The 23,606-nt window shown below is 57.2% G+C and carries 25 protein-coding genes; 14 read left to right on the top strand and 11 right to left on the bottom strand.

The window, feature by feature from the left end:
* Positions 1-118: 118 nt before the first annotated feature.
* Both mlc and ACTJI7_RS01765 read right to left on the bottom strand, forming a co-directional pair.
* Complete coding sequence (gene mlc / locus ACTJI7_RS01760) at positions 119-1,339, bottom strand: sugar metabolism global transcriptional regulator Mlc (protein ID WP_041910244.1); 1,221 nt, start codon at positions 1,337-1,339, stop codon at positions 119-121.
* Positions 1,340-1,468: 129 nt separating this feature from the next.
* Complete coding sequence (locus ACTJI7_RS01765; RefSeq protein ID WP_440669582.1) at positions 1,469-2,365, bottom strand: LysR family transcriptional regulator; 897 nt, start codon at positions 2,363-2,365, stop codon at positions 1,469-1,471.
* A 121-nt stretch (positions 2,366-2,486) separates the two neighbouring features.
* On the opposite strand from ACTJI7_RS01765, the gene ACTJI7_RS01770 reads away from it, so the two are divergent.
* Positions 2,487-3,740: an MFS transporter gene (locus ACTJI7_RS01770; protein ID WP_126326086.1), complete on the top strand. Its 1,254-nt coding sequence runs from the start codon at positions 2,487-2,489 to the stop codon at positions 3,738-3,740.
* A gap of 63 nt (positions 3,741-3,803) precedes the next feature.
* Here the strand turns inward: ACTJI7_RS01770 and ACTJI7_RS01775 are convergent, their stop codons facing one another.
* The 3 genes from ACTJI7_RS01775 to ACTJI7_RS01785 all read right to left on the bottom strand — a co-directional run bounded on the left by ACTJI7_RS01775 (position 3,804) and on the right by ACTJI7_RS01785 (position 6,970).
* The gene (locus tag ACTJI7_RS01775; protein WP_252015413.1) at positions 3,804-5,195 is read right to left on the bottom strand and encodes an APC family permease; all 1,392 of its coding nucleotides are present in this window, start codon (positions 5,193-5,195) and stop codon (positions 3,804-3,806) included.
* Positions 5,185-5,379 (bottom strand): YmjE family protein, encoded by a 195-nt coding sequence (locus ACTJI7_RS01780; protein ID WP_032644869.1) that lies wholly within the window; start codon positions 5,377-5,379, stop codon positions 5,185-5,187. Before ACTJI7_RS01780 ends, ACTJI7_RS01775 begins: the two co-directional genes overlap by 11 nt.
* A 172-nt stretch (positions 5,380-5,551) precedes the next feature.
* The gene (locus ACTJI7_RS01785; protein WP_024909135.1) at positions 5,552-6,970 is read right to left on the bottom strand and encodes a glutamine synthetase family protein; all 1,419 of its coding nucleotides are present in this window, start codon (positions 6,968-6,970) and stop codon (positions 5,552-5,554) included.
* Between the two features lie 214 nt (positions 6,971-7,184).
* On the opposite strand from ACTJI7_RS01785, the gene puuD reads away from it, so the two are divergent.
* From puuD to ACTJI7_RS01830, 9 genes are all read left to right on the top strand, one after another.
* Positions 7,185-7,949 carry a gamma-glutamyl-gamma-aminobutyrate hydrolase gene (gene puuD / locus ACTJI7_RS01790; protein WP_028012974.1) on the top strand — a complete coding sequence of 255 codons (765 nt, stop codon included), beginning with the start codon at positions 7,185-7,187 and terminating at the stop codon, positions 7,947-7,949.
* A 25-nt stretch (positions 7,950-7,974) separates the two neighbouring features.
* Positions 7,975-8,532 carry an HTH-type transcriptional regulator PuuR gene (gene puuR, locus ACTJI7_RS01795; RefSeq protein ID WP_013096835.1) on the top strand — a complete coding sequence of 186 codons (558 nt, stop codon included), beginning with the start codon at positions 7,975-7,977 and terminating at the stop codon, positions 8,530-8,532.
* Positions 8,533-8,689: 157 nt separating this feature from the next.
* A complete protein-coding gene (gene puuC / locus ACTJI7_RS01800; protein WP_252015411.1) occupies positions 8,690-10,183 on the top strand; it encodes an aldehyde dehydrogenase PuuC in 1,494 nt (497 codons plus the stop codon).
* On the top strand, positions 10,180-11,460 hold the full coding sequence (locus ACTJI7_RS01805) for an NAD(P)/FAD-dependent oxidoreductase (RefSeq protein WP_063435703.1): 1,281 nt from the start codon (positions 10,180-10,182) through the stop codon (positions 11,458-11,460). Before puuC ends, ACTJI7_RS01805 begins: the two co-directional genes overlap by 4 nt.
* Before the next feature lie 25 nt (positions 11,461-11,485).
* A complete protein-coding gene (gene puuE, locus ACTJI7_RS01810) occupies positions 11,486-12,757 on the top strand; it encodes a 4-aminobutyrate transaminase (protein ID WP_028012970.1) in 1,272 nt (423 codons plus the stop codon).
* Between the two features lie 150 nt (positions 12,758-12,907).
* Positions 12,908-14,395, top strand: coding sequence for a carboxypeptidase M32 (locus ACTJI7_RS01815; RefSeq protein WP_440669586.1), 1,488 nt, complete (start codon positions 12,908-12,910; stop codon positions 14,393-14,395).
* A 148-nt stretch (positions 14,396-14,543) separates the two neighbouring features.
* Positions 14,544-14,918, top strand: coding sequence for an acid resistance repetitive basic protein Asr (gene asr / locus ACTJI7_RS01820; RefSeq protein WP_032642591.1), 375 nt, complete (start codon positions 14,544-14,546; stop codon positions 14,916-14,918).
* A 93-nt stretch (positions 14,919-15,011) separates the two neighbouring features.
* Complete coding sequence (locus ACTJI7_RS01825; protein ID WP_023617729.1) at positions 15,012-15,095, top strand: hypothetical protein; 84 nt, start codon at positions 15,012-15,014, stop codon at positions 15,093-15,095.
* Between the two features lie 102 nt (positions 15,096-15,197).
* Positions 15,198-16,019 carry a trypsin-like serine peptidase gene (locus tag ACTJI7_RS01830; protein WP_028012967.1) on the top strand — a complete coding sequence of 274 codons (822 nt, stop codon included), beginning with the start codon at positions 15,198-15,200 and terminating at the stop codon, positions 16,017-16,019.
* A 38-nt stretch (positions 16,020-16,057) separates the two neighbouring features.
* Here ACTJI7_RS01830 and mdtI read toward each other — a convergent pair whose 3' ends face one another.
* The 3 genes from mdtI to ACTJI7_RS01845 form a co-directional block, all read right to left on the bottom strand.
* Positions 16,058-16,387 carry a multidrug/spermidine efflux SMR transporter subunit MdtI gene (mdtI, locus tag ACTJI7_RS01835; RefSeq protein ID WP_028012966.1) on the bottom strand — a complete coding sequence of 110 codons (330 nt, stop codon included), beginning with the start codon at positions 16,385-16,387 and terminating at the stop codon, positions 16,058-16,060.
* Positions 16,374-16,736, bottom strand: a complete 363-nt coding sequence (gene mdtJ / locus ACTJI7_RS01840) for a multidrug/spermidine efflux SMR transporter subunit MdtJ (protein WP_028012965.1) — start codon at positions 16,734-16,736, stop codon at positions 16,374-16,376. Before mdtJ ends, mdtI begins: the two co-directional genes overlap by 14 nt.
* A 118-nt stretch (positions 16,737-16,854) precedes the next feature.
* On the bottom strand, positions 16,855-17,025 hold the full coding sequence (locus ACTJI7_RS01845) for a protein YdgV (protein ID WP_088205359.1): 171 nt from the start codon (positions 17,023-17,025) through the stop codon (positions 16,855-16,857).
* A gap of 133 nt (positions 17,026-17,158) precedes the next feature.
* Between ACTJI7_RS01845 and ACTJI7_RS01850 the strand changes: the two genes are divergently transcribed.
* Positions 17,159-18,193, top strand: coding sequence for an AI-2E family transporter (locus ACTJI7_RS01850; protein WP_041910260.1), 1,035 nt, complete (start codon positions 17,159-17,161; stop codon positions 18,191-18,193).
* 3 nt (positions 18,194-18,196) lie between these two features.
* Here ACTJI7_RS01850 and ACTJI7_RS01855 read toward each other — a convergent pair whose 3' ends face one another.
* Positions 18,197-19,144: a zinc-dependent alcohol dehydrogenase family protein gene (locus ACTJI7_RS01855; protein ID WP_045261811.1), complete on the bottom strand. Its 948-nt coding sequence runs from the start codon at positions 19,142-19,144 to the stop codon at positions 18,197-18,199.
* 28 nt (positions 19,145-19,172) lie between these two features.
* On the bottom strand, positions 19,173-20,198 hold the full coding sequence (locus tag ACTJI7_RS01860; protein WP_048956325.1) for an LLM class flavin-dependent oxidoreductase: 1,026 nt from the start codon (positions 20,196-20,198) through the stop codon (positions 19,173-19,175).
* A gap of 177 nt (positions 20,199-20,375) precedes the next feature.
* On the opposite strand from ACTJI7_RS01860, the gene yajD reads away from it, so the two are divergent.
* On the top strand, positions 20,376-20,723 hold the full coding sequence (gene yajD / locus ACTJI7_RS01865; RefSeq protein ID WP_003857471.1) for an HNH nuclease YajD: 348 nt from the start codon (positions 20,376-20,378) through the stop codon (positions 20,721-20,723).
* 28 nt (positions 20,724-20,751) lie between these two features.
* Here yajD and ACTJI7_RS01870 read toward each other — a convergent pair whose 3' ends face one another.
* Positions 20,752-21,537, bottom strand: a complete 786-nt coding sequence (locus tag ACTJI7_RS01870; protein WP_059356979.1) for a MipA/OmpV family protein — start codon at positions 21,535-21,537, stop codon at positions 20,752-20,754.
* Positions 21,538-21,661: 124 nt separating this feature from the next.
* On the opposite strand from ACTJI7_RS01870, the gene ACTJI7_RS01875 reads away from it, so the two are divergent.
* Both ACTJI7_RS01875 and ACTJI7_RS01880 read left to right on the top strand, forming a co-directional pair.
* Positions 21,662-22,357 carry a response regulator gene (locus ACTJI7_RS01875; RefSeq protein ID WP_028012960.1) on the top strand — a complete coding sequence of 232 codons (696 nt, stop codon included), beginning with the start codon at positions 21,662-21,664 and terminating at the stop codon, positions 22,355-22,357.
* Positions 22,354-23,550: a sensor histidine kinase gene (locus ACTJI7_RS01880; protein ID WP_440669590.1), complete on the top strand. Its 1,197-nt coding sequence runs from the start codon at positions 22,354-22,356 to the stop codon at positions 23,548-23,550. Before ACTJI7_RS01875 ends, ACTJI7_RS01880 begins: the two co-directional genes overlap by 4 nt.
* Positions 23,551-23,606 lie beyond the last annotated feature (56 nt).

A 23,606-nucleotide genomic window follows, 5' to 3' on the forward strand; every position in this document is an offset into this window, starting at 1 on the left:
CTCTTGGGTATGCTTCGAAAATATCAACCAGGTAAATAATTCAGTGGAGGAAGTCTACGGGATGCGTGCGCTATCCGGCTTGAGATAGCGCAATTTTTCTTACATCTGCGGAAAAGAGTTAACCCTGTAACAGGCGGATAAGCAGCGAGCCATTGTACATGGCATCTTTGACCAGCGCCGCGCCGGCCATCGTGCCCTGGTTGGAAAACTGGGTACTTTCTACCGCAATATTTCTGCTGTAGGCGGGAAGCGACTGCTGCTGAATACAGGCCGTAATCGCCGGAAAAAGGATCTCCGCCGCCTGGCTGAGCGGTGAGCCGATCAGGATTTTTTGCGGATTGAAGAGGTTCACCATAATCGCCAGAATGCGGCCTACGTTATTACCCACCCCGGTAATAATGTCCTTCGCCAGCAGATCCCCCTGACGCGCGGCGGCGCAGAGGGAATCCACCGTTAAGGGTTGGCCGTGAAGCGAGGAGCTCATGGACTGACTGAGCCTCACCTGCGCCAGTTCGAGCACGCTTTCCACGCTGGCGATCGTCTCCAGACAGCCATGGTTCCCGCAGTAGCAGCGTTTACCGTACGGGTCGACCTGGGTATGACCAATTTCCACCAGGCTGCTGCTCCCGGCGTGGAGAAGCCGTCCGTCGGTGATCACCCCCGCCCCGACGTTATGGTCGATGACCACCTGAATGACATCCCGCGCACCGCGCGACGCGCCAAACAGCGCTTCCGCCATCGTCCAGGCGCTGATGTCGTGCTGAATATAGACCGGCACGCCGGTATGGTTTTCCAGCACTTCGCCCAGCGGCATCTCTTTAACATCGTCGTAAAACGGCATGCGGTGAACAATACCATTTTCGGTATCAATAATGCCGGGCATGGTGATGGCAATCGCCGTTAAGCGTTCAAGCCGCTGCTGATGGCGAATAAAGAAGCGATCGATATGGGAGACAATCGCATCGAGAAGTGGTTCCTCGGCGTTGAGCGGCAGCTCAAGCCGGTCTTCCACCACCAGCTTGCTGCTCAGATCGCGCAGCGCAAGGAAGATCTCTCCGCGGCTGATGCGCAGCGAGAGGTAGTGCCAGGCTTCCGTCTCGACCACCAGGCCGACCGCCGGACGACCACGGCTGCCCGGCTCCTGAATTTCCGTCTCCTGGACCAGGTGCGCTTCCAGCATTTCGCGGACAATTTTGGTGATACTGGCAGGTGCCAGCTGTGCCAGGCGCGACAGATCGATACGCGAAACCGGACCAAGCTGATCAATCAGGCGATACACCGCGCCAGCATTGGTCTGCTTAATCTGATCAATATGCCCTGGCTGACTATCAGCAACCACCTCGTACTCCCTTATTTTCGAGCTTCGAAATAAACTGTTGGCTATGGTGAAGCACTTCCATGGGTGTCGTCAAATATTTACTTAGCCTTGTGATTTACCGCACATTTTTACCCGTTTTCCAGGGAAATATCAGACCGCGGAAGCCTGGATTAATCGCTGTTTGAAGCGCTGGGCAGCATGACTCTGTTCGCGATGTTTTGACCACACCAGCCACATCTCTGAAACGGCATCCTCCTCGGCGATAGCAACCCAGCGCATCTCGCGCAGCTGTACCCGCTTAAAGGAGGCCGGGAGTATCGACACGCCCAGCCCGGCGGCGACCAGGCCGATAATGGTCATCGCCTCTCCCACTTCCTGGGTAATGACCGGCGCCAGATCGTAGCGGCGCATCAGCCCCAGAATATCGTCATACAGCCCCGTCCCGACCTGCGGGTCAAAAAAGACAAACGGCTCTTTTGCCAGCTCCGCCAGCGAAACCGCCGGACGCGACGCCAGCGCGTGATCGTTCGGAATCATGGCCATCAGCGGTTCGCGCAGGATAACCTCCCACGCCAGCGTGTCCGGCAGCTGGGTATTACGCATCAGCCCCAGATCGAGCGCACCTTCGTTAAGCGGCGCAATCTGCTCGCGGGTATTAATTTCGCGCGTCTGAATATTCACGTCCGGAAAATGACGGCGGAATGACGAAAGCGTCTGCGAGACGGCGCTGATAAACGGCGCGGACGAGGTAAACCCGATCCGCAGCTCTCCGGCTTCCCCAAGATAGAGCCGTTCCGCCCGGGCAGCGGCGTCGTCGACCATGCTCAGAATTTGTCGGCTGTCGATCAGAAACTGCTTACCCGCTGCCGTCAGGCTCACGCTGCGGTTGGTGCGGGCCAGAAGACGCGCCCCGACCTGCTGTTCGAGGATTTGAATCTGCTGGCTTAAAGGCGGCTGAGAAATGTTCAGCCGTGCCGCCGCGCGGCCAAAATGCAGTTCCTCAGCGACGGCGACAAAGTAGCGAAGATGACGCAGCTCGACATTCATATTTTTAAAGTATCATTTGAGATTATTAATATATTAGACAGAATATTTACATTTTCCTACCCTGAAGGTGTGGTCATACCCGTCACCAGAAATCACGGGGATGTTTAAGCAAGGAAACTGTGTGAGTCGTACTTCTACCATTGATATCGAGCCGGCCAGAGATATTAATGATTTGCCTGTAGCATCGCAGCCGGTTCAGTTCATCAAACGTGGTACCCCGCAGTTTATGCGCGTCACGCTGGCGCTCTTTTCCGCCGGTCTGGCAACGTTTGCCCTGCTCTACTGCGTTCAGCCGATCCTGCCCGTTCTCTCCCACGAGTTTGACGTATCTCCTGCCAGCAGCAGCGTTTCGCTTTCCATTTCAACCGGGATGCTGGCAATTGGCCTGCTTTTTACCGGCCCGCTCTCCGACGCCATTGGCCGTAAACAGGTGATGGTAACCGCCCTGATGCTGGCCTCGGTCTGTACGTTACTCTCGACCATGATGACCAGCTGGCACGGCATTTTGATGATGCGCGCGCTGATCGGGCTCTCGCTCAGCGGCGTGGCGGCAGTCGGGATGACCTATCTCAGCGAGGAGATCCACCCGAGCTTCGTTGCCTTTTCGATGGGGCTGTACATCAGCGGGAACTCGATTGGCGGCATGAGCGGGCGTCTGCTGAGCGGGGTATTCACGGACTTCTTTAGCTGGCGCATTGCGCTGGCGGTGATCGGGTGTTTTGCGCTGGCATCGGCCCTGATGTTCTGGAAAATCCTGCCAGAATCGCGCCATTTTCGCCCGACGTCTCTGCGTCCGAAAACGCTGTTTATCAACTTCCGCCTGCACTGGCGTGACAAAGGTTTACCGCGACTGTTTCTGATGGGATTCCTGCTGATGGGTTCCTTCGTGACGCTGTTTAACTATATTGGCTACCGGCTGATGCTCTCGCCGTGGCATCTGAATCAGGCTGTTGTGGGTTTGCTTTCCGTGGCCTATCTCACCGGTACGTGGAGTTCGCCGAAAGCCGGGGCGATGACGGCACGCTTTGGCCGCGGGCCGGTGATGCTGGTGTTTACCGCGGTGATGCTGCTCGGCCTGCTGCTGACGCTCTTCTCTTCCCTGTGGCTTATCTTTGCCGGGATGCTGCTCTTCTCCGCAGGGTTCTTCGCCGCTCACTCCGTCGCCAGCAGCTGGATTGGCCCGCGCGCGCGTCGCGCCAAAGGCCAGGCATCGTCGCTGTATCTGTTTAGCTATTATCTGGGCTCAAGCATCGCCGGGACGCTGGGCGGCGTATTCTGGCATCACTACGGCTGGAACGGCGTGGGCGGGTTTATCGCGCTGATGCTCTGTGCCGCACTGCTGGTGGGCGCAAGCCTTCATAAACGCCTGAGATAAGCATCCTGCGGGCTGATGCCCGATCCAGATAAACGGCACCAGCTTACTGGTGCCGTTTCACGTTCAGGAATCCCAGGCCTGCTCTATCTTACCGGCTTCAAACTGCGGAGGCGGTTTTCGGAAGCGGCGCGTGAGCCAGGTCAGGTAAAGGACACCCAGTGCCGCCCAGATGAGGCCAAGCGTCAGGGACGTCGCTTCGAGGTTGATCCACAGCACGCCGACCGTTGCGGCACCAATGAGTGGCAGCAGGAAATAGTGGAGCCGATCTCTCCACGTTTTGTTCAGCCCCTTACGCCGCCAGAAATGGTTGTACACCGAGAGATTAACAAACGTAAACGCCACCAGCGCGCCAAAGTTGATCAGCGCCGTCGCGGTCACCAGATCAAAGTACAGGGCCGACAGCGCCACTATCCCTACCATAATCACGTTCAGGGCCGGAGTGCGCCATTTCGGATGCACGTAGCCAAACACCCGCTCAGGAAAGACGTTGTCACGCCCCATCACATACAATAAGCGTGAGACGCTGGCGTGCGAGGCCAGGCCTGAAGCGAGCGTATTCACAAACGTGGTACACAGAAACACCGACTGGAAGAGCTTGCCGCCCACGTACAGCGCAATTTCCGGCAGCGCGGCGTCCGGGTTCTTGAAGCGAGCGATCGTCGGGAAAAAGAGCTGCATGAAAAACGAGGCAACAATAAATATCAGCCCGCCATACAGTGCGGTCAGGAAAATGGCTTTGGGAATAACCCGCGCCGCGTTTGGCGTCTCTTCCGACAGCGTGGTGACCGCGTCAAAGCCGAGGAAAGAGAAGCAGACGATAGTCGCGCCGGTAATAATCGGAATCAGGTGCGCGTTCTCGCTGATAAACGGCTGGAGCGACCAGACGGTGCCGACCCCCTCCCCCTTGTGCAGTCCATGCACTACGAGTATGACAAAGACCACCATGATGGCGACCTGCACCAGCACAAACAGGGTGTTAAAGTTGGCGACCAGGTTAACGCTTTTCAGGTTCGCCAGCGTCAGGATCGTTACAAAACCCACCACCCAGACCCAGGGCGGGACTTCAGGGAACAACGCGGAAAGGTAGATCTTCGCCAGCAGCACGTTGATCATCGGCAGGAAGAGATAGTCCAGCAGCGATGACCAGCCAACCATAAAGCCTAAGTGAGGGCCGATCGATTTCTGCGTGTAGGTGTAAGCAGAGCCCGCTTCCGGGAACTGTCGCACCAGTTTGCCGTAGCTGATGGCGGTAAACATGACGCCCGCCAGCGCCAGGAGATACGAGGCGGGCACGTGGCCATTGCTGATACCGGACACAATGCCGAAGGTATCAAACACGGTCATGGGAGTGAGGTAAGCCAGCCCCATCATGACCACCTGCCAGAGCTTGAGGGAACTGCGCAGCCGGGTTCTTCCGGCCATGCGCGGCGAGTCAAGAGAGGTGTTAGTCGCCATAAACCGTCCCCCCCATGCTTACCGTGGTTTGCAATCGCGTTGACCGTAACGCAAACCTGCTTAGCAAAGGGGGAAGTTGTAAAGAACATACGCGATCGTACCAGCGCAGCGTCTCTCGCTCGCACTCACAGCAGGCGCCTGACTGGCCCCCTTCGCCCTGCGGATAGTTGAACATCTGCATCATTTCCTACCTCGTCACACAGTGTCGTTAAGAAAGTCCCTGTGCCGCCTGCGCTCCATAACGCGACTCCCGGGAGATAGCTGGCGTGCCAGCGAACGTTTCGGCCAGGCTCCGCGCAGGCCGTTTGGTGATACGTATGCGATGAAACAAAGCGGCCCCTAACCGGGGCACGTCATCAGGCGTTTTTCAGCATCCACTCAATTTCTGTTTCGGTAATCAGGCGTTCAAACTGCAGTAATTCATCGTTTTTACAGGCGTGATAGACGTGGCAGAAACGTTCGCCCAGACGCTCGCGAAGATGATCGTTTTGCATAAATTCCCACAGCGCATCGCTCTGACGAATCGGGAACGGCAGTCCGTCCTGCTCCAGACCGTTGCCTTCCACTTCTTCCTGCAGGGGTAAATCGTTATCCAGCCCGTGTAGAATGCCGGCAAAAATCGCCGCCATCACCAGATACGGGTTCGCGTCTGCTCCCGCCACACGGTATTCGACCCGATGGTTATGGCGATCGCCGCAGGGGATACGCAGGGCAACGGTGCGATTATTGTGTCCCCATGACGCCTGCGTCGGTACGTACATTCCCGGCTGGAAGCGGCGGTAGGAGTTGACGTTCGGCGCCAGCAGCGCCATGGACGCGGGCATCAGATCGATCATTCCGGCCAGCGCGCGTTTCAGCAGCGCGGAATCCTCGCCGCTGGCGTCTGCGAGCACGTTTTCGCCTCGGTTGTTTTGCATGCTAATGTGAATATGCATCCCGCTGCCCGCATGCTCTTCATACGGCTTTGCCATAAACGTGGCGTGCATCTTATGTTTTTCCGCCATCTGCCTGACGAGACGTTTCAGCGCCAGCGCATCATCGCAGGCGTCGAGCACGTTTTCCGTATGGTGCAGGTTAATTTCAAACTGGCCCGGGGAGGCCTCAGCCACAGCTCCGTCAGCGGGGATCAGCTGCAGCTGCGCCAGTTCGTCAATGTCGTTCAGCACGTCAGCAAAGTGGTTCAGGTTATCAACCGAGTAGACCTGACTCTGCGTGTTACGTACGTCGGTGCCCGGCGCGCAGGGTGGCTGCAGATAGCCGTCGGCATCGCGCTTACGGTCAAGTAAATAGAACTCCAGCTCTACCGCTACCACGGGGAACAGACCGCGCTGGCGCAGCTGCTGCCAGAGTCGGTTGAGTACGTTCCGCGGCTCAACGTCAAAGGGAGCGCCATCTTCATCGACCATGGTGAGCTGCACCTGACCAATGTATTCCGGGTCGGCGGCGGACGGCGTCAGGGTGCCCGGTACCGGCACGCAGATACAGTCCGGCTCGCCGAGCTCCTGCCCCAGGCCCGCCTCTTCCACGACGTTACCCAGAATGTCCATGGCGAAAACCGATGCCGGGAAATAGCAGCCTTTTTCAAGCTTGCTCAGTCCGGCAACCGGGATGCGCTTGCCGCGAAAACAGCCGTTCAGGTCGGTCAGAAGGACATCAATAAACTGGGTGTCAGGATACTTTTCTAAATAGCGCTTCACTTCCTGCGTAAAGGCGCTGCCCCGCCTCTCATCCGTGTGCTGCACAAAGTTCTCAACTTCTACGATATTGGTTTCCATGATTTACCACCGTTTTTGGGATTTGCGTTCGCTGCTCTGGACTGTCAAATATAATGTCCACCCTATCGAATCTGTATGCAAACAAATTGTTTGTCAAATGTTAAATTAAGTTTGCAAAAGGCAGATCCCGTTGCTAGATTGAGAAAATATTGAACGAAAAGGCCGTTTCACAGGCGAGAATGGCCTAAATTTAGTCCACTTTGTGAGGGCGATCATGGAAAATATAATGAACAAGCCAGTTATTGGCGTAGTGATGTGCAGAAACAGGCTTAAGGGTCATGAGACCCAGACCCTGCAAGAAAAGTACCTGAATGCCATTATTAACGCGGGGGGCTTACCGATTGCCTTACCCCATGCGCTGGCAGAGCCAGAGCTACTTACCGCTCTGCTGCCAACCCTGGACGGGATTTACCTGCCGGGCAGCCCAAGTAACGTGCAGCCGCACCTTTATGGTGAAAACGGCGATGAGCCTGACGCCGATCCCGGGCGAGATCTTCTGAGTATGGCGCTGATTGCCGCCGCGCTCGAAAGGCGCATCCCCATTTTCGCCATCTGCCGGGGGCTGCAGGAACTGGTTGTTGCGACGGGAGGAACGCTGTATCGCCGCCTGTTCGAGCAGAACGACCTGCTTGAACACCGGGAAGATCCTGAACTGCCGGTTGAGCTACAATACGCCCCTTCTCATGAGGTTCAGGTTCAGGAGGGAGGACTGCTGTCTCAATTAATACCAGGCTGTAACACATTTTGGGTAAACTCGTTACACGGGCAAGGTGCACGAACGTTAGGACCACGGCTTCGCGTGGAGGCCCGCTCGACGGACGGGCTGGTGGAAGCGGTCAGCGTTCATGACCACCCTTTTGCCCTCGGCGTGCAATGGCACCCCGAATGGAACAGCAGCGAGTACGCCCTCTCACGTATGTTGTTTGATGGTTTTATCACCGCCTGTCAAAGCCACATTGCCGAGAAGCAACGGCTTTGACCACTACCGTAAAGGAAATGCAACTATGAGCGATGACGGACTGGCGCCAGGGAAACGTCTGTCTGAGATCCGCCAGCAATTGGGTCTCTCGCAGCGGCGTGCCGCCGAACTGTCTGGGTTAACACACAGTGCCATCAGCACCATTGAGCAGGACAAAGTGAGTCCTGCCATCAGTACGCTGCAAAAGCTGCTGAAAGTCTATGGGCTGTCGCTCTCGGAATTCTTTTCGGAACCGGAAAAACCTGATGAACCGCAGGTGGTTATTAATCAGGAAGACCTTATCGAAATAGGCAGTCAGGGGGTTTCGATGAAGCTGGTTCATAACGGAAATCCGAACCGTACGCTGGCGATGATTTTTGAAACTTACCAGCCTGGAACCACGACCGGAGAGAGGATCAAACATCAGGGTGAGGAGATCGGTACGATACTGGAAGGTGAAATAGTGCTGACAATTAATGGCCAGCCTTATCACCTGGTTGCAGGGCAGAGCTATGCCATCAATACCGGCATACCGCACAGCTTCAGCAATACCTCGGCAGGCATCTGCCGCATTATCAGTGCCCACACCCCCACCACGTTCTAATTACCACTCAGTCCCGGCGTAAGCGCGCTTACGCCGGGACAAATAAAAACGATCAATGTCGGCATTCAACGGGTTAATTCCCGGGATGCCCCACGGCTTCGTATTGCCTGAAACGGCCATGCCTTTATTTATCTGATTGCGAAAGAAAGGAGTGAATATGCATTTTCAGCACCTGACTTACTGGCAGGATAAAGCAAAAAACAGCGCCATTGAGACCCGGTTATTTATTAACGGTGCCTATTGTGACGCCGCCGATAATGCCACGTTTGAAACCGTCAATCCCGCTACCCAACAGACGCTGGCGAACGTGGCCCGGGGCAAGCAGGCTGACGTGGACCGCGCGGTTCAGGCCGCACGTGAGGTATTTGAGCGCGGCGACTGGTCACAGGCGTCTCCGGCGCAGCGCAAGGCCGTGCTGAATAAGCTCGCCGATTTGATGGAGCGCCACGGCGAAGAGCTGGCCTTACTGGAAACGCTGGACACCGGTAAACCCATCCGCCACAGCCTGCGCGACGATATTCCCGGCGCGGCTCGCGCCATTCGCTGGTACGCCGAAGCGGCGGATAAAGTCTACGGCGAAGTGGCGCCTACGGGTCCGGGCGAGCTGGCGATGATCGTGCGCGAGCCGATCGGGGTTGTCGCGGCCATCGTCCCCTGGAACTTCCCGCTGCTGCTGGCCTGCTGGAAGCTGGGCCCGGCGCTGATCGCGGGCAATAGCGTGGTATTAAAACCGTCGGAGAAATCACCGCTCACCACCCTGCGCCTGGCCGGACTGGCGAAAGAGGCGGGCCTGCCGGACGGCGTGCTGAATGTGATAAGCGGTTACGGCCACGAAGCGGGCCAGGCGCTGGCACTGCACCCGGAGGTCGAAGTGCTGACGTTTACCGGCTCTACCCGTACCGGCAAGCAGCTGTTGAAGGACGCGGGAGAAAGCAACATGAAGCGCGTCTGGCTGGAGGCAGGCGGCAAGAGCGCCAACATTATCTTTGCCGACTGTCCGGACCTGGACAAGGCCGTGAGCGCGACCGCCGCCGGGATTTTTTACAACCAGGGGCAAGTCTGTATCGCCGGTACCCGCCTGCTGCTCGAAGACAGCATCGCCGATGACTTCCTGGCAAGGCTGAAAGCGCAGGCCCGTCACTGGCAGCCGGGCGATCCGCTCGACCCTGACAGCACGATGGGCATGCTCATCGACGCTGCGCACGCCGATACCGTCCACACGTTTATTCGCGAAGGAACCCGGAAAGGTACGCTGCTGCTGGACGGGCGGGAACAATCATGGCCTTCCGCAGTCGGTCCCACCATTTTTGTCGACATCGACCCTGCCTCCCCGCTGTGCCGGGAAGAGATTTTCGGGCCGGTGCTGGTTGTCACCCGTTTTAAAACCGAAGAGGAAGCCTTGACGCTGGCCAACGACAGTGAATACGGGCTTGGCGCGGCGGTATGGACCCGCGATCTCTCCCGGGCGCACCGCATGAGCCGCCGCCTGAAAGCAGGCTCGGTCTTCGTCAATAACTACAACGACGGTGATATGACCGTCCCCTTTGGCGGCTATAAGCAGAGCGGCAACGGTCGCGATAAGTCCCTGCACGCGCTGGAAAAATTTACCGAACTGAAAACCATCTGGATTGCCCTGGAGCCTCAATCATGACCGAACATACCACCAGCTACTACGCGGCCAGCGCGAATGCTTATGAACCTTTCCCGACGCTTAACGAGTCGATCAGCTGTGACGTGTGCGTGGTGGGCGGCGGCTATACCGGCCTCTCCTCCGCGCTGCATCTCGCCGAAATGGGCTACGACGTGGTGCTCCTTGAAGGGGCGCGCATCGGCTTCGGCGCCAGCGGACGCAACGGCGGCCAGCTGGTTAACTCCTACAGCCGCGATATCGACGTGATCGAGAAAAACTACGGTCCCGATGCCGCCAGAATGCTCGGGAGCATGATGTTTGAAGGCGGGGAAATTATTCGGGAGCGTATCCAGCGCTATCAGATCCAGTGCGACTATCGTCCCGGCGGGCTGTTTGTGGCGCTAAACCATAAGCAGCTGGAGACGCTGGAGGAGCAAAAGGCCAACTGGGAACGCTACGGCAACACCCAGCTGGAGCTGCTGGACGCCAGCGCCATCCGCCGGGAAGTCGACAGCGACCGCTATACCGGCGCGCTGCTGGACCGCAGCGGGGGGCACATTCATCCGCTGAACCTGGCGATCGGCGAAGCGGACGCCATTCGCCTGAACGGTGGGCGTGTATATGAACAGTCTCCGGTGACCGCCATTCAGCACACCAGCCCGGCAGTAGTAAGCACGCAGCATGGCCAGGTCACGGCCCGCTACGTGATCGTCGCCGGGAATGCCTATCTGGGCGATAAGATAGAACCGGAGCTGGCAAAACGCAGCATGCCCTGCGGCACCCAGGTGGTGACCACCGCTCCGCTGCCGGAAGAGGTCGCCCGCACGCTGATCCCCAATAACTACTGCGTGGAAGATTGCAATTATCTGCTGGATTACTACCGCCTCACCGCAGACAACCGCCTGCTGTACGGCGGTGGCGTCGTCTATGGCGCGCGCGATCCGGACGATGTCGAACGCCTGGTGATGCCAAAGCTGCTGAAAACCTTCCCTCAGCTGGCAGGCGTCAAAATCGACTACCGCTGGACGGGCAATTTCCTGCTGACCCTGTCCCGTATGCCGCAGTTTGGTCGTCTGGATAAAAACATCTATTACATGCAGGGCTACAGCGGCCACGGCGTGACCTGCACCCACCTGGCCGGACGGCTGATCTCGGAACTGTTGCGCGGTGACGCTGAGCGCTTTGATGCGTTTGCTAACCTCCCGCACTACCCCTTCCCGGGCGGCCGTAGCCTGCGGATTCCATTCACGGCGATGGGCGCGGCGTACTACAGCCTGCGCGATCGTCTTGGCGTATGATCGTTTCGACAAAAGGGTATCTGACATGAGTAACCAGGAATTTCATCAGCGCAGACTTTCTGCCACCCCGCGCGGCGTAGGCGTAATGTGTAATTTCTTTGCCCGCTCGGCGGAGAATGCCACGCTTACCGACGTGGAAGGCAACGACTATATTGATTTCGCCGCCGGGATCGCGGTGCTGAATACCGGCCATCGTCATCCTGAACTGGTGGCCGCAGTGGAAAAACAGCTTCACCAGTTCACCCACACGGCCTACCAGATTGTGCCGTATGAAAGCTATGTTTCATTAGCCGAGAAACTTAACGAGCTGGCCCCGGTCCAGAGCCCGGCCAAAACGGCGTTCTTCACCACGGGCGCAGAAGCGGTGGAAAACGCCATTAAAATCGCCCGGGCCCACACCGGCAGACCCGGCGTGATTGCCTTCGGCGGAGGCTTCCACGGCCGAACCTATATGACCATGGCCTTAACCGGCAAGGTCGCGCCTTATAAGCTGGGATTTGGCCCCTTCCCGGGGTCGGTTTATCACGTACCGTATCCCTCCGAGCTGCACGGCATCACGACGCAGGATGCCATCACGGCGATAGAACGCCTGTTCAAAGCGGATATTGAGGCGAAACAGGTTGCGGCGATTATTTTTGAACCCATTCAGGGTGAAGGCGGATTCAACGTCGCCCCGCCAGAGCTGGTGGCCGCCATCCGCCGAATCTGTGATGAGCACGGGATCGTGATGATTGCCGACGAAGTGCAGAGCGGCTTCGCCCGTACGGGTAAACTGTTTGCCATGGAACACTACGCGGACAAGCCCGACCTGATGACGATGGCGAAAAGCCTGGCAGGCGGAATGCCGCTGTCTGGCGTGGTGGGTCGCGCCGAAATCATGGACGCGCCGGCTCCCGGCGGTCTGGGGGGGACCTATGCAGGCAACCCGCTTGCGGTGGCCGCCGCGCACGCGGTGCTGAAGATTATCGACAACGAGTCACTGTGCGCCCGCGCCTGCCATCTGGGAGATCGACTGAAAGCCACGCTGGAGGAGATTCAGGGCACCTTCCCTGCGCTCGTGGCGATAAGGGGGAGAGGATCGATGATTGCGGCGGAGTTTTTTGATCCCGAGAGCCGTGAGCCTTCGGCCGCCATCGCGCAGGCGATACAGCAAAAGGCGCTCGCCCAGGGCCTGCTGTTATTGATCTGCGGCCAGTACGGCAACGTGATCCGCTTCCTTTATCCGCTGACCATTCCGGATGCCCAGTTCAACCAGGCGCTGGCGATCCTGCAGCAGGTCATGCGTGATAAGTCCTGAGTGCCCACCGAAAACCGTCACCCGGAATGCCGGGGACGGTTTCAACGGAGGAGATCGGCACAGATTTCCTCCGTGTGGGAAATGTTGGGGAATTTGGTCTGTTTCATTGTATGCTCCCTGAAACACATCCCCGGCATGAGGAAATAAGAATTGCAAAAAACATCAGCCTATCAGTCACTTGTGAAAACCTTCCAGCGCCTCTCCCGCTTCTCGCACCTTACCTCGATCGCCAGCTGGGACATGTTCACCATGATGCCGCCAGGCGGCAGCGCCGCGCGCGGTGAAGCGCTGGCAGAGATGAGCGTCCTGCAACATCAGATCCTGACCGATAAAAAAGTCGGCGACCTGTTAGCGGCCGCAGCAGGGGAAGATCTGAATGACGACGAACAGGCCAACCTGCGGGAAATGACGCGACAGTTTCAGCAGGCTACCCTGCTGCCGGAATCGCTGGTGGAAGCCAAATCTCTCGCGGGCAGCAGGTGCGAGCACGCCTGGCGTACGCAGCGTCCCGCGAACGACTGGCAGGGCTTTTCCGCCAACCTGAAAGAAGTGGTGAAACTCAGCCGTGAAGAAGCCCGCCTGCGCGCAGAAGCCAAAGGCTGTACGCCATACGACGCGCTGCTGGATATTTTTGAACCGGACATGACCAGCGCGCGCCTGGACGTGCTGTTTGGTGATATGAAAACCTGGCTGCCGGACCTGCTGGCAAGCGCGGTGGAGAAACAGGCTCAGCGGTCGTTCGTTCCGCCGCAGGGCCCCTTCCCGACGGCAACCCAGCGCGAACTGGGTCTGGAAGCCATGAAGATGCTCGGCTTCGATTTTAACGGCGGTCGCCTCGACGTAAGTGCGCACCCGTTCTGCGGCGGCGTACCGGAAGACGTGCGCATTACCACGCGCTATGATGAGGACGAGCTGCTCAGCGCGCTGTTTGGCGTGATCCACGAAACCGGACACGCGCGCTACGAACAAAACCTGCCGCGCGCGTGGGCAGGCCAGCCTATTGCCCTGGCACGCTCAACCGCGATCCATGAATCCCAGAGCCTGTTCTTTGAGATGCAGTTGGGACGCAGCGAAGCCTTCCTCAAGCACCTCCTCCCTGCCGTTCACGCCCGCTTTGGCAGCCAGGCGGCGTTCAGCGAAAAGAACTTTATCGCCTGGAACCAGCGCGTGAAGCCGGGCTATATCCGCGTCGATGCCGACGAAGTGAGCTACCCGGCACACGTGGTGCTGCGCTATGAGATTGAGCGGGCGCTGATCAACGGCGAGATTGAGGTGGACGATATCCCCGCCCTGTGGGATGAGAAAATGCAGGCCTGGCTCGGATTATCCACCAAAGATAACTACCGCAACGGCTGCATGCAGGATATCCACTGGACCGACGGCGGGTTTGGTTACTTCCCGTCGTACACGCTGGGCGCGATGTATGCCGCGCAGCTGTTCCATGCTGCAAAGACCGCGCTTCCGGGACTGGCGTCCTCCATCGCTGAAGGGGATTTTTCCGCCCTCTTTGAGTGGCTGCGTCAGAACATCTGGCAGCACGGTAGCCGCTTTAGCACGTCGCAGTTAATCACCCAGGCGACGGGGGAAGATCTGAATATCCGCTACTTCCGCGAACACCTGACCTCACGCTACCTGTAATGATAAGGCCGGGGTTCTTCCCCGGCCTTGTACATATGGTTACACGCCGATACCAATCACTCACGGAAACCCCGAATTTACAGGGATATAGTTATTTCAACGGCCCCGCAGTGGGGTTAAATGAAAAACCAAATTCGAGGGTATGAACATGAAAAAAGTATTAGCTCTGGTTGTTGCCGCTGCTATGGGTCTGTCTTCTGCTGCGTTTGCTGCTGAAACCACTGCTGCACCAGCTGCTGCGGCGCCTGCTGCAACGACCACCGCGGCGCCAGCAAAAACCGTACATCACAAGAAACACCACAAAGCCGCTAAACCGGCTGCAGAGCAAAAAGCGCAGGCAGCTAAAAAGCACCACAAAAAAGCCGCTAAACCAGCCGTAGAGCAGAAAGCCCAGGCTGCGAAAAAGCACCACAAGAAAGCCGCTAAACCAGCCGTAGAGCAGAAAGCCCAGGCTGCGAAAAAGCATCACAAAAAAGCAGTAAAACACGAAGCTGCTAAACCAGCTGCACAGCCAGCTGCGTAAGCGTACAAGCTTAACCGTGCCCTGCGGGGCACGTTGGTAAACCGGCGCTGAACCGGAAAAGGTTCTGCGCCGTTTTTTTTATCCGGAGGGCGTATGCTGCGACGCTATCGGTTTGAGCTGATTCTTATCCTGCTTATTTTATGCGCGCTCATCGCCAGCCGCTTTTATCTTTCCTGACTGTAGCACGCTGATTTTACTCCCACTTTAGCGCCGTCCCGTCTATAGTATTTTCATAGGGTTCACTTTTAATAATCATAATTACCCCCACCAGAGTGTGATATGCGTAAATCTGTTGTGTTGTTGCTGGGAACGTTTGGCCTTTTTTCTGGATTTTCACAGGCGGATGATGGCGGTGATAACGCCATTAGCGCGAAAGAGCTAAAGACGCTTTTTTTCGGTCATGACGATCGTACTCGCGTCACCGATCCTACCCAGGCTCCCTGGGACGCTATAGGCCAACTGGAAACCGCCAGCGGCAACCTGTGTACCGCGACGTTAATCACCCCGCAATTAGCGCTGACGGCGGGCCACTGCCTGTTGACGCCACCCAACGGTAAGCCAGACAAAGCGGTTGTCTTACGATTTGTGTCGCAAAAAGGGATCTGGCGCTATGAAATCCACGGCATTGAAGGCCGGGTTGATGCTTCTCTTGGGAAACGTCTTAAACCGGATGGAGACGGCTGGATTGTGCCGCCCGCGGCAGCCTCGTGGGATTTTGGCCTGATTATTTTGCGCTACCCGCCTTCAGGCATTACGCCGCTGCCGTTATTTGACGGCGATAAAGCGGCGCTCACCGCCGCGCTGAAAGCTGCCGACCGCAAGGTAACGCAGTCAGGCTACCCGGTCGATCATCTGGATGCGCTTTACACCCACACGGACTGTATCGTGACGGGCTGGGCGCAGACCAGCGTGCTTTCCCATCAGTGCGATACGTTGCCGGGCGACAGCGGTTCACCGCTGATGCTGAAAACCGATAACGGCTGGCAGTTGATTGGGGTTCAAAGCTCCGCCCCGGCGGCGAAAGACCGCTGGCGAGCCGATAACCGGGCCTTATCCGTCACCGGTTTTCGCGATAAGCTGGAAGCGCTGGCTAAAGAGTAAGCCAGCGCGGCTGTCTGTGAATCAGGGTTACCGATTGATCAGGCGAGTTTTATCATGATCATGCCCGCCAGCAGCAAGATCAGTCCTATCCAGCCTTTATTATTTAAACGCTGCCCGAAAAGCACCCACCCTGCGGCCAGGGTGGCGGCGATACCAAAACCGCCCCACAGCGCATAGGCCACGGACAGATCGATACCTTTGACCGCCTGTGACAGGGCGCTGAACGCCCCCAGCACTGCGGCAATCGACATCAGGCCATAAACCTTACGGCGAAAACCGTCAGAGAATTTCAGCAGAACGTTCGCCAGAATTTCCAGCACGATGGCGAAGCCCAGCCAGGCCGCATGAACCCATTCAAACTGTTGCATGGTTCTGCTCCTTCTGCTGTTTTGTCGGTTTACGGGTACCTGATTTAATCAGCACGATACCCGCGACCAGCGTCGTTAACCCGGCGACCTTCATTGTTGTTAATGTTTCGTCGAATATCAGAACGCTGAACAGCGTAATCAATAAAATACCGATCCCTTCCCACAGCGCATAGGCCACACCCAGCGCAATTTTCTTCACCGCAAATGAGAGGAAAATATAGGAAAGGGATATCATCACCAGCATTAAAATAAAACCGGTATTGCCCTCGCTGACGCTTGCCCATTTCATTGACAGCGTGCCGGTAATTTCAGCGAGGATAGCCAGGGCTAATAAGATCCAGTAAAACATGTTTTTCTCCTGCTTGAGAATATAATCCATCGTGGCCCGCTGCATGCAGCAAACCAAAAAAATATGAAATTAAATCAGACGGCTAAGCGCGTAGCGCCAGCTCAGGCAGAAGAGGTGACTATAGTGCGGTGCGCCAGTGTTGCTCACCAGCAATCAGGCAGAAGGAGGTAGAAAATAGAGCAGCGTTGTTTGAAGAATAGGTCCTGAACAAATTGTCCATAAAATTACAATTATCCGCGTTGTTGCTTCTCGTCTTTGCGGATGAAAATTGTCCTCGGTAGTTGAACACGCCAAATTTGTACCATAACTGAAGATTTTACTCAAAGTCTTTTCAATTCTTTACCCATCCCGTTTGATTTTGGTTAGTTTATTGCAGGACGTTTACCCTCTATTATAAATAAAAAGCTTTTTTTGGAGTCACCATGGCTAAACCCATTATTACCCTCAACGGGTTAAAAATTGTCATCATGCTGGGCATGCTGGTGATCATACTCACGGGCGTTCGTTTTGCCGCCGACATCATTGTGCCCTTTATTCTGGCCCTGTTTGTTGCGGTGATCCTTAACCCACTGGTCCGGCGCATGACGCGGCTGCGCATCCCGCGCGTGCTGGCAATTACCCTGCTAATTAGCGTCATTATTTTCGCCATGGTGTTACTGGTTGCGTATCTGGGTACCTCGCTGAACGAACTGGCGCGAACGCTGCCGAAATACCGTTCCTCGCTGGCGATACCGCTGCTGCAGCTTGAGCCCTGGCTTCAGCGCGCGGGAATAGAAGTCTCGGTTGAGGAGCTTCTTAAATATATCGACCCTAATGCGGCCATGACCATCGTCACAGGCCTGCTGACGCAGCTTTCCAATGCCATGACCTCCATTTTCCTGCTGTTTTTAACGGTGGTGTTCATGCTGCTGGAGGTGCCACAGCTGCCCGCAAAGTTACAGCAAATCATGGTTCGTCCGGTTGAAGGAATGGGAGCTATTCAGCGCGCGCTGGACAGCGTTTCACGCTATCTGGTACTGAAAACCGTCATCAGCCTGGTCACCGGGGTGGTGGTCTGGGGAATGCTGGTGGCGCTGGACGTCCGCTTTGCGTTCGTCTGGGGGTTACTGGCATTTGCGCTCAACTACATTCCTAACATCGGCTCCGTGCTGGCGGCAATCCCCCCTATTCTTCAGGTGCTGGTGTTCAGTGGATTTTATGATGCGCTGATTCTGCTGGCCGGCTATCTGGCGATTAACCTGGTGTTCGGGAATATTCTTGAACCACGAATGATGGGGCGCGGGCTGGGGCTTTCGACGCTGGTGGTCTTTTTGTCCCTGATTTTCTGGGGCTGGCTGCTCGGTCCCGTAGGCATGCTGCTCTCTGTTCCGCTGACCATCATCGTGAAGATTGGTCTGGAACAGACGGCGGGTGGGCAAAGCATCGCCGTGCTGCTGAGCGATATGAGCCATCAATAGCCGTCATTCCGCCATCGACATGAGGGGCTTGTTTGCCCTTCCTCCTTCACGGTAAGCCCTGAGCGCCCTCTGCCAGTCCGTCAGAGGGTACACCGTTCCGGGGCTGTACGCGCTGGCGCGCATCCGGGGCCAGATTTGATCGAACTCCGCGCGCCACGCCTCTGCGCTGAGCCCATCCAGATAGTTACGAATATGGAACCACGCCACGCGCGGCAGGGGCCGTTGCTGGCGGAAGGTCTGCCCGGAGAGCAGCCCGTAGCAGACAAATATGCCCTGCTCCGGCAGCACGCTCAGGATCGCTTCCGCCAGCGCCCCGCCGGTTGCATCGTAAACGACGTCGGCACGCGCGGCAACGGAGAGAATCCGCTGCATGTCATGCTGTGCGACAGGAACGATCCCCATCGCCGCCAGCCGTTCAGCGTGAGCGGGCGAACGATGAATACCGTACACCGCCTCTGCCCCCGCCAGACGCGCCCACTGCCCGAGCAGAATGGCGCAATCCGAACCGGCGGCCGTGAGCAGCACCCGCTTTCCCCGCGGTGGATAGTGGCTCAACATCATCTGCGCCGCCAGCGGGTTGATATAGGCCCGCGCGGCCAGGCGTGAATCGACATCATCCGGCACGGGTATCGCATACTCTGCCGGGCAATCCGCATAGCGCTGCCAGGTGCCCTGCCCGCGCAGCGGCAGAACGCGTTTACCCTGCAGATATGCAAAAGACGCGGGTGCCTGAATGACAACGCCGACGCCTTCATACCCCGCGACGGCGGGCAGCGGGGTTCTGTGGCGGTAAGCGCCGGTAATCGGAATGAGATCGGACGCGTTCACCGGCGCATACAGCATTTGCACGCGGAGGTATCCCGGCGCAAGCGCGCCCGGCGGCGCGGTTTCAGGTTGCAGAACAGATTCTGGCTCGCCAAAACGGCGATACCAGAGGGCCAGATTTTCCATTACGATCTCACGGCTGACGGCGGAATACTTAATCGCGCCAGCCCATTGCCGGTGCGACATGTTTGAGAATGGACTCAATCACGTGCGCATTGTAATCCACACCGAGCTGGTTCGGTACGGTCAGTAATAACGTATCAGCCTCGGCAATCGCCTCGTCCTTCTTCAACTGTTCAATCAGCCTGTCAGGCTCCGCGGCATAGCTGCGCCCGAAGATCGCGCGCGTTTTTTCATCAAGATATCCCACGCTATCGCTGTCGTTGCGGCTGGCGCCGAAGTACATCCGGTCGCGGTCGTCCATCAGGGCAAAAATACTGCGGCTGACCGAGACGCGCGGCTCGCGCGCATGCCCTGCCTCTTTCCACGCCTGACGATAGGCGCGGATCTGTTTTGCCTGCTGAATATGGAACGGTTCGCCGGTTTCGTCGTCTTTCAGGGTTGAGCTTTGCAGGTTCATGCCGAGCTTAGCGGCCCATACCGCCGTCGCATTCGAACCGGCGCCCCACCAGATACGCTCCCGCAGCCCTTCAGAATACGGTTCCAGGCGCAGCAGCCCAGGCGGATTGGGGAACATCGGCTGTGGATTCGGCTTTGCAAACCCTTCGCCGCGCAGCACCTCAAGCAGCACCTCGGTATGACGGCGCGCCATGTCCGCTTCGTTTTCTCCTTCCTGCGGTACATAGCCGAAATGACGCCATCCATCAATGACCTGCTCCGGGGAGCCGCGGCTGATGCCAAGCTGCAAACGGCCGCCGGAGATCAGATCTGCCGCGCCCGCATCCTCGGCCATATACATCGGGTTTTCATAGCGCATATCAATCACGCCCGTACCGATTTCAATGGTTTTCGTTTTCGCGCCTATTGCCGCCAGCAGAGGGAACGGCGAGCTAAGCTGACGGGCGAAGTGGTGCACCCGGAAATAGGCGCCGTCCGCGCCCAGCTCTTCAGCGGCCACGGCCAGGTCGATGGACTGCAGCAGCGTGTCTGCCGCCGAGCGCGTGCCGGACTGCGGAGAAGGCGTCCAGTGACCAAACGATAAAAAACCGATCTTTTTCATAACCCTGTGTCCTGATAATGCGTTGCGTTCTGTCCACTTTACGCATTACCCGGTAAGAATAAATGCCGTTTATTTAACGGAAAGCATCAAATAAATTGACGGAATAGAGCGGTTCGTCATTCCGCTCCATAATGGATATAATACCCCCCACTTTTTTCATGGCAGGTAAAACCGGCAATGGCTCTGATCCCTAAAAACTACGCGCGACTGGAAAGCGGCTATCGCGAGAAAGCATTAAAAATCTATCCCTGGGTCTGCGGACGCTGCTCGCGGGAGTTCGTCTATTCCAACCTGCGTGAATTGACGGTTCACCATATCGATCATGACCATACTAACAACCCGGAAGATGGCAGCAACTGGGAGCTGTTGTGCCTGTTTTGTCACGATCACGAGCATTCGAAATACACCGAAGCGGATCAGTACGGCACCACCGTGGTCGCCGGTGAAGACGCGCAAAAAGACGTGGGTGTCGCCACGTTTAACCCGTTTGCCGATTTAAAAGCGATGATGGATAAGAAGAAATAATCTTCTCGTCCGCTCGTGCTCCGCGATTTTAAAATGTCCAGGTGATAGCGGCGGTTGCAGACCCCTCATTACGCCGCATCACTATTGGGCTTTCATTCGCATGGTCGCCAAGCCAGGTATAGTCCGCGCTCAGGACCGTTCCCCAGTGAGCATCGAACTGATGGCTCCAGGTCAGGCTGGTGTCGACGCCATAAAATCCCCCCGGCGCTGAATAGCGGCGATAGCCGGTGCGGCGGCTCTGCTGCTCGCTGACCCCATACCAGGTATTCAGATAACGGCTGTCGCCAAACAGAGCCGCAGACTGAAGGGCGATCGTGTCCTCGCTGTTTTGTAGGGGAATCAACGTAACGGACGCCTGATAACTTACGCCCTGGCTGTCCGTTAACGGTAGCGTCGCCTTACCCTCAACGCTTAGCCAGGACGCAGCCTGCCAGCCGACGGCCAGGCCGGTATTCAGGGTGGCATCAATGTCCCCCATCCCTTTCAGATTGTTTGCGCCCTCACGCCAGCCAGAATTTTTCTCTGCCCTCCCGAGGTCGTAACCCAGCGTATGTTCCAGGTACCAACCGCTGTCGTTTTGCAGGTCATATCCCACTCCTTTTTGTGCATCAATAAAGAAAGCACCCTTGCGCCCCTGCAGCACAGGAACCACCTGCCACACCTGCTTGTCTGAGCCTGAATAACGGGGGGCATAGTGACCGCCCAGCCCGACGGTTAAAGAGCCGGAAGCGGCGTCATCATCCGCCTGCACACCTGAGGCAACGGTCATCAGAAGCGGAACGGTCATATACAGGCCTTTTTTTATCGCTATCATACTGTTCTCCACGCAGACGCTGGCGTCTGCTGATTCAGGGTCTGCCACACAATGTTGGCGCAGTATGGTTTGGCTAAATCAATGAATCGTCGGGATAGTGTTAAGAAACGGTCAAGGTGAACGGATGTTGTCCAGAAGAGTGCTGATTATTGAAGATGACGCCGATGCGGCTGGCGTGCTTGAAGCTTATTTACGTCGTGAAAATTACGATGTCACCATTACCGGAGACGGTCTTTCCGGGCTGGATATGGCGCAGCGGTGGAAACCCGACCTCATCCTGCTGGACGTGATGCTGCCCGGGCTTAACGGCACCGAAGTGCTGGCCGGACTGCGTCGTAAAAGCGATGTACCGGTGATCATGGTCACCGCCATGGGCGACACCCCCGATCGCATTGGTGCCCTGCGGTACGGTGCCGATGATTATGTTGTGAAACCCTATCATCCGGGAGAAGTCGTGGCTCGCGTACAGGCGGTGCTGCGACGCAGCAGTAAAAAAGAGACAGACGACGAGATCCTTCGCTGGCAAACGCTGGAGGTGGATGTGGCCGCCATTGTGGCGAGCGTGGATAACGGCGGCGACGCGCCCGTGATGCTCGATCTTACGCCAACGGAATTCTCGCTTCTGGCAACGCTGCTGCGCTCTCCCGCTCGCCCCTTTTCCCGTCAGTACCTGCTGGAACACTGTCTGCCGGAAAGCGAGGCGCTGGAGCGCGTGGTGGACACCCATATTTATAACCTGCGTAAAAAACTCGAAGCGGCGGGTATTTCCGGCGTGTTGATTAACGTTCGCGGCGTGGGATACAGGTTCAGACAACCATGATAAAAAACCGGCACTCCTCTCTCTGGCGCTGGATTTGCGCGCGTATCCTGGCACTGGCCATCGGCAGCGTGATCGTCATTGCCACCTGCATGTGGCTACGTTATGCGGTACAGAACTACTGGATAATGGGCAGAATGCCAGCGGCGGTCCGGCAGGAATTTCTGACGCTCAGCCAGAACCCACAGGCCGATCCGGCCCGCTTCCACAGCATTGTGGATACCTGGTGGGGGCTGAGTTATTCCACGCCATCCATCGCCTCTGCGGACTGGGTTACGGTGGCCCTGCTGGTGCTGGTGATGATCCCGTTTATTGTGGTGATGGGGTTAAAACACGCCCGACCGCTGGCGCTGCAGTTCAGCCGTCTTCGCGATGCCGCCAAAGATGTCGCCGACGGGCAGTTTGGCCGTCAGGCTGAACTGGTCAAGGATGCGCCAGCGGAAATGGTCAGCTTTGCAAACGACTTTAACTCCATGACGGGGCAACTCGCCCGCTATGAAAAAGAGCTCCGCGCCTCGCACGTCGCGATGGCGCACGAGCTGCGTTCGCCCCTGACGGCCGCCATTGGTCGTCTGCAGGGCATGTTGGACGGTGTGTTTGATGCCAGCCCGGTGCAGCTGGGAATGGTGATGAAACAGCTTCAGCATCTTAATCGCCTGACCGATGAGCTCCACCTTCTCTCGTTAGCGGACGCGGGAAATCTGGTGCTGGAAGAGCAGGCCTTTTCTCTGGATGAGCTTATTCAGGAGCGGGCGGCCTGGATCATGCCGCAGGCCGAAGCGCATCATTTTACGATTACGCTGCGTAACCCGCGTACGTGCCCGTTCAGAGGCGATGCGTTCCGCATGGGGCAGGTATTTACTATCCTTATGGAAAATGCACTACGCTACGGGCGCGAAGGCGGCCATCTTGAGGTGGCGCTGCACTACGCCAGCGGGCATTACGCTATTGAATTTCACGATGACGGACCGGGCGTATCCCCCCAGTTCTTACCGGACATGTTTAAGCGCTTTAGCCGTGAGGAGCAGTCCCGCGCGCGGCATTCCGGCGGCAGCGGCCTCGGTTTGTCTATCGCCCGGGCGATTTGTCAGGCCCATGGGGGCACGATCGAGGCCTCATTACCGGAAACGGGCGCCCTTGCTGTGCGTATTTTGTTACCCTGGCAGCCGTCCGGTAATGAAAATATCCACTCTTGATAAACCCTTGACAGAACATCGAATCTTTCTCGACGTAGCGCGCATTTAATAACGCC

The organism is Enterobacter sp. 22499 (assembly GCF_052044815.1).
GTDB lineage: Bacteria > Pseudomonadota > Gammaproteobacteria > Enterobacterales > Enterobacteriaceae > Enterobacter > Enterobacter bugandensis.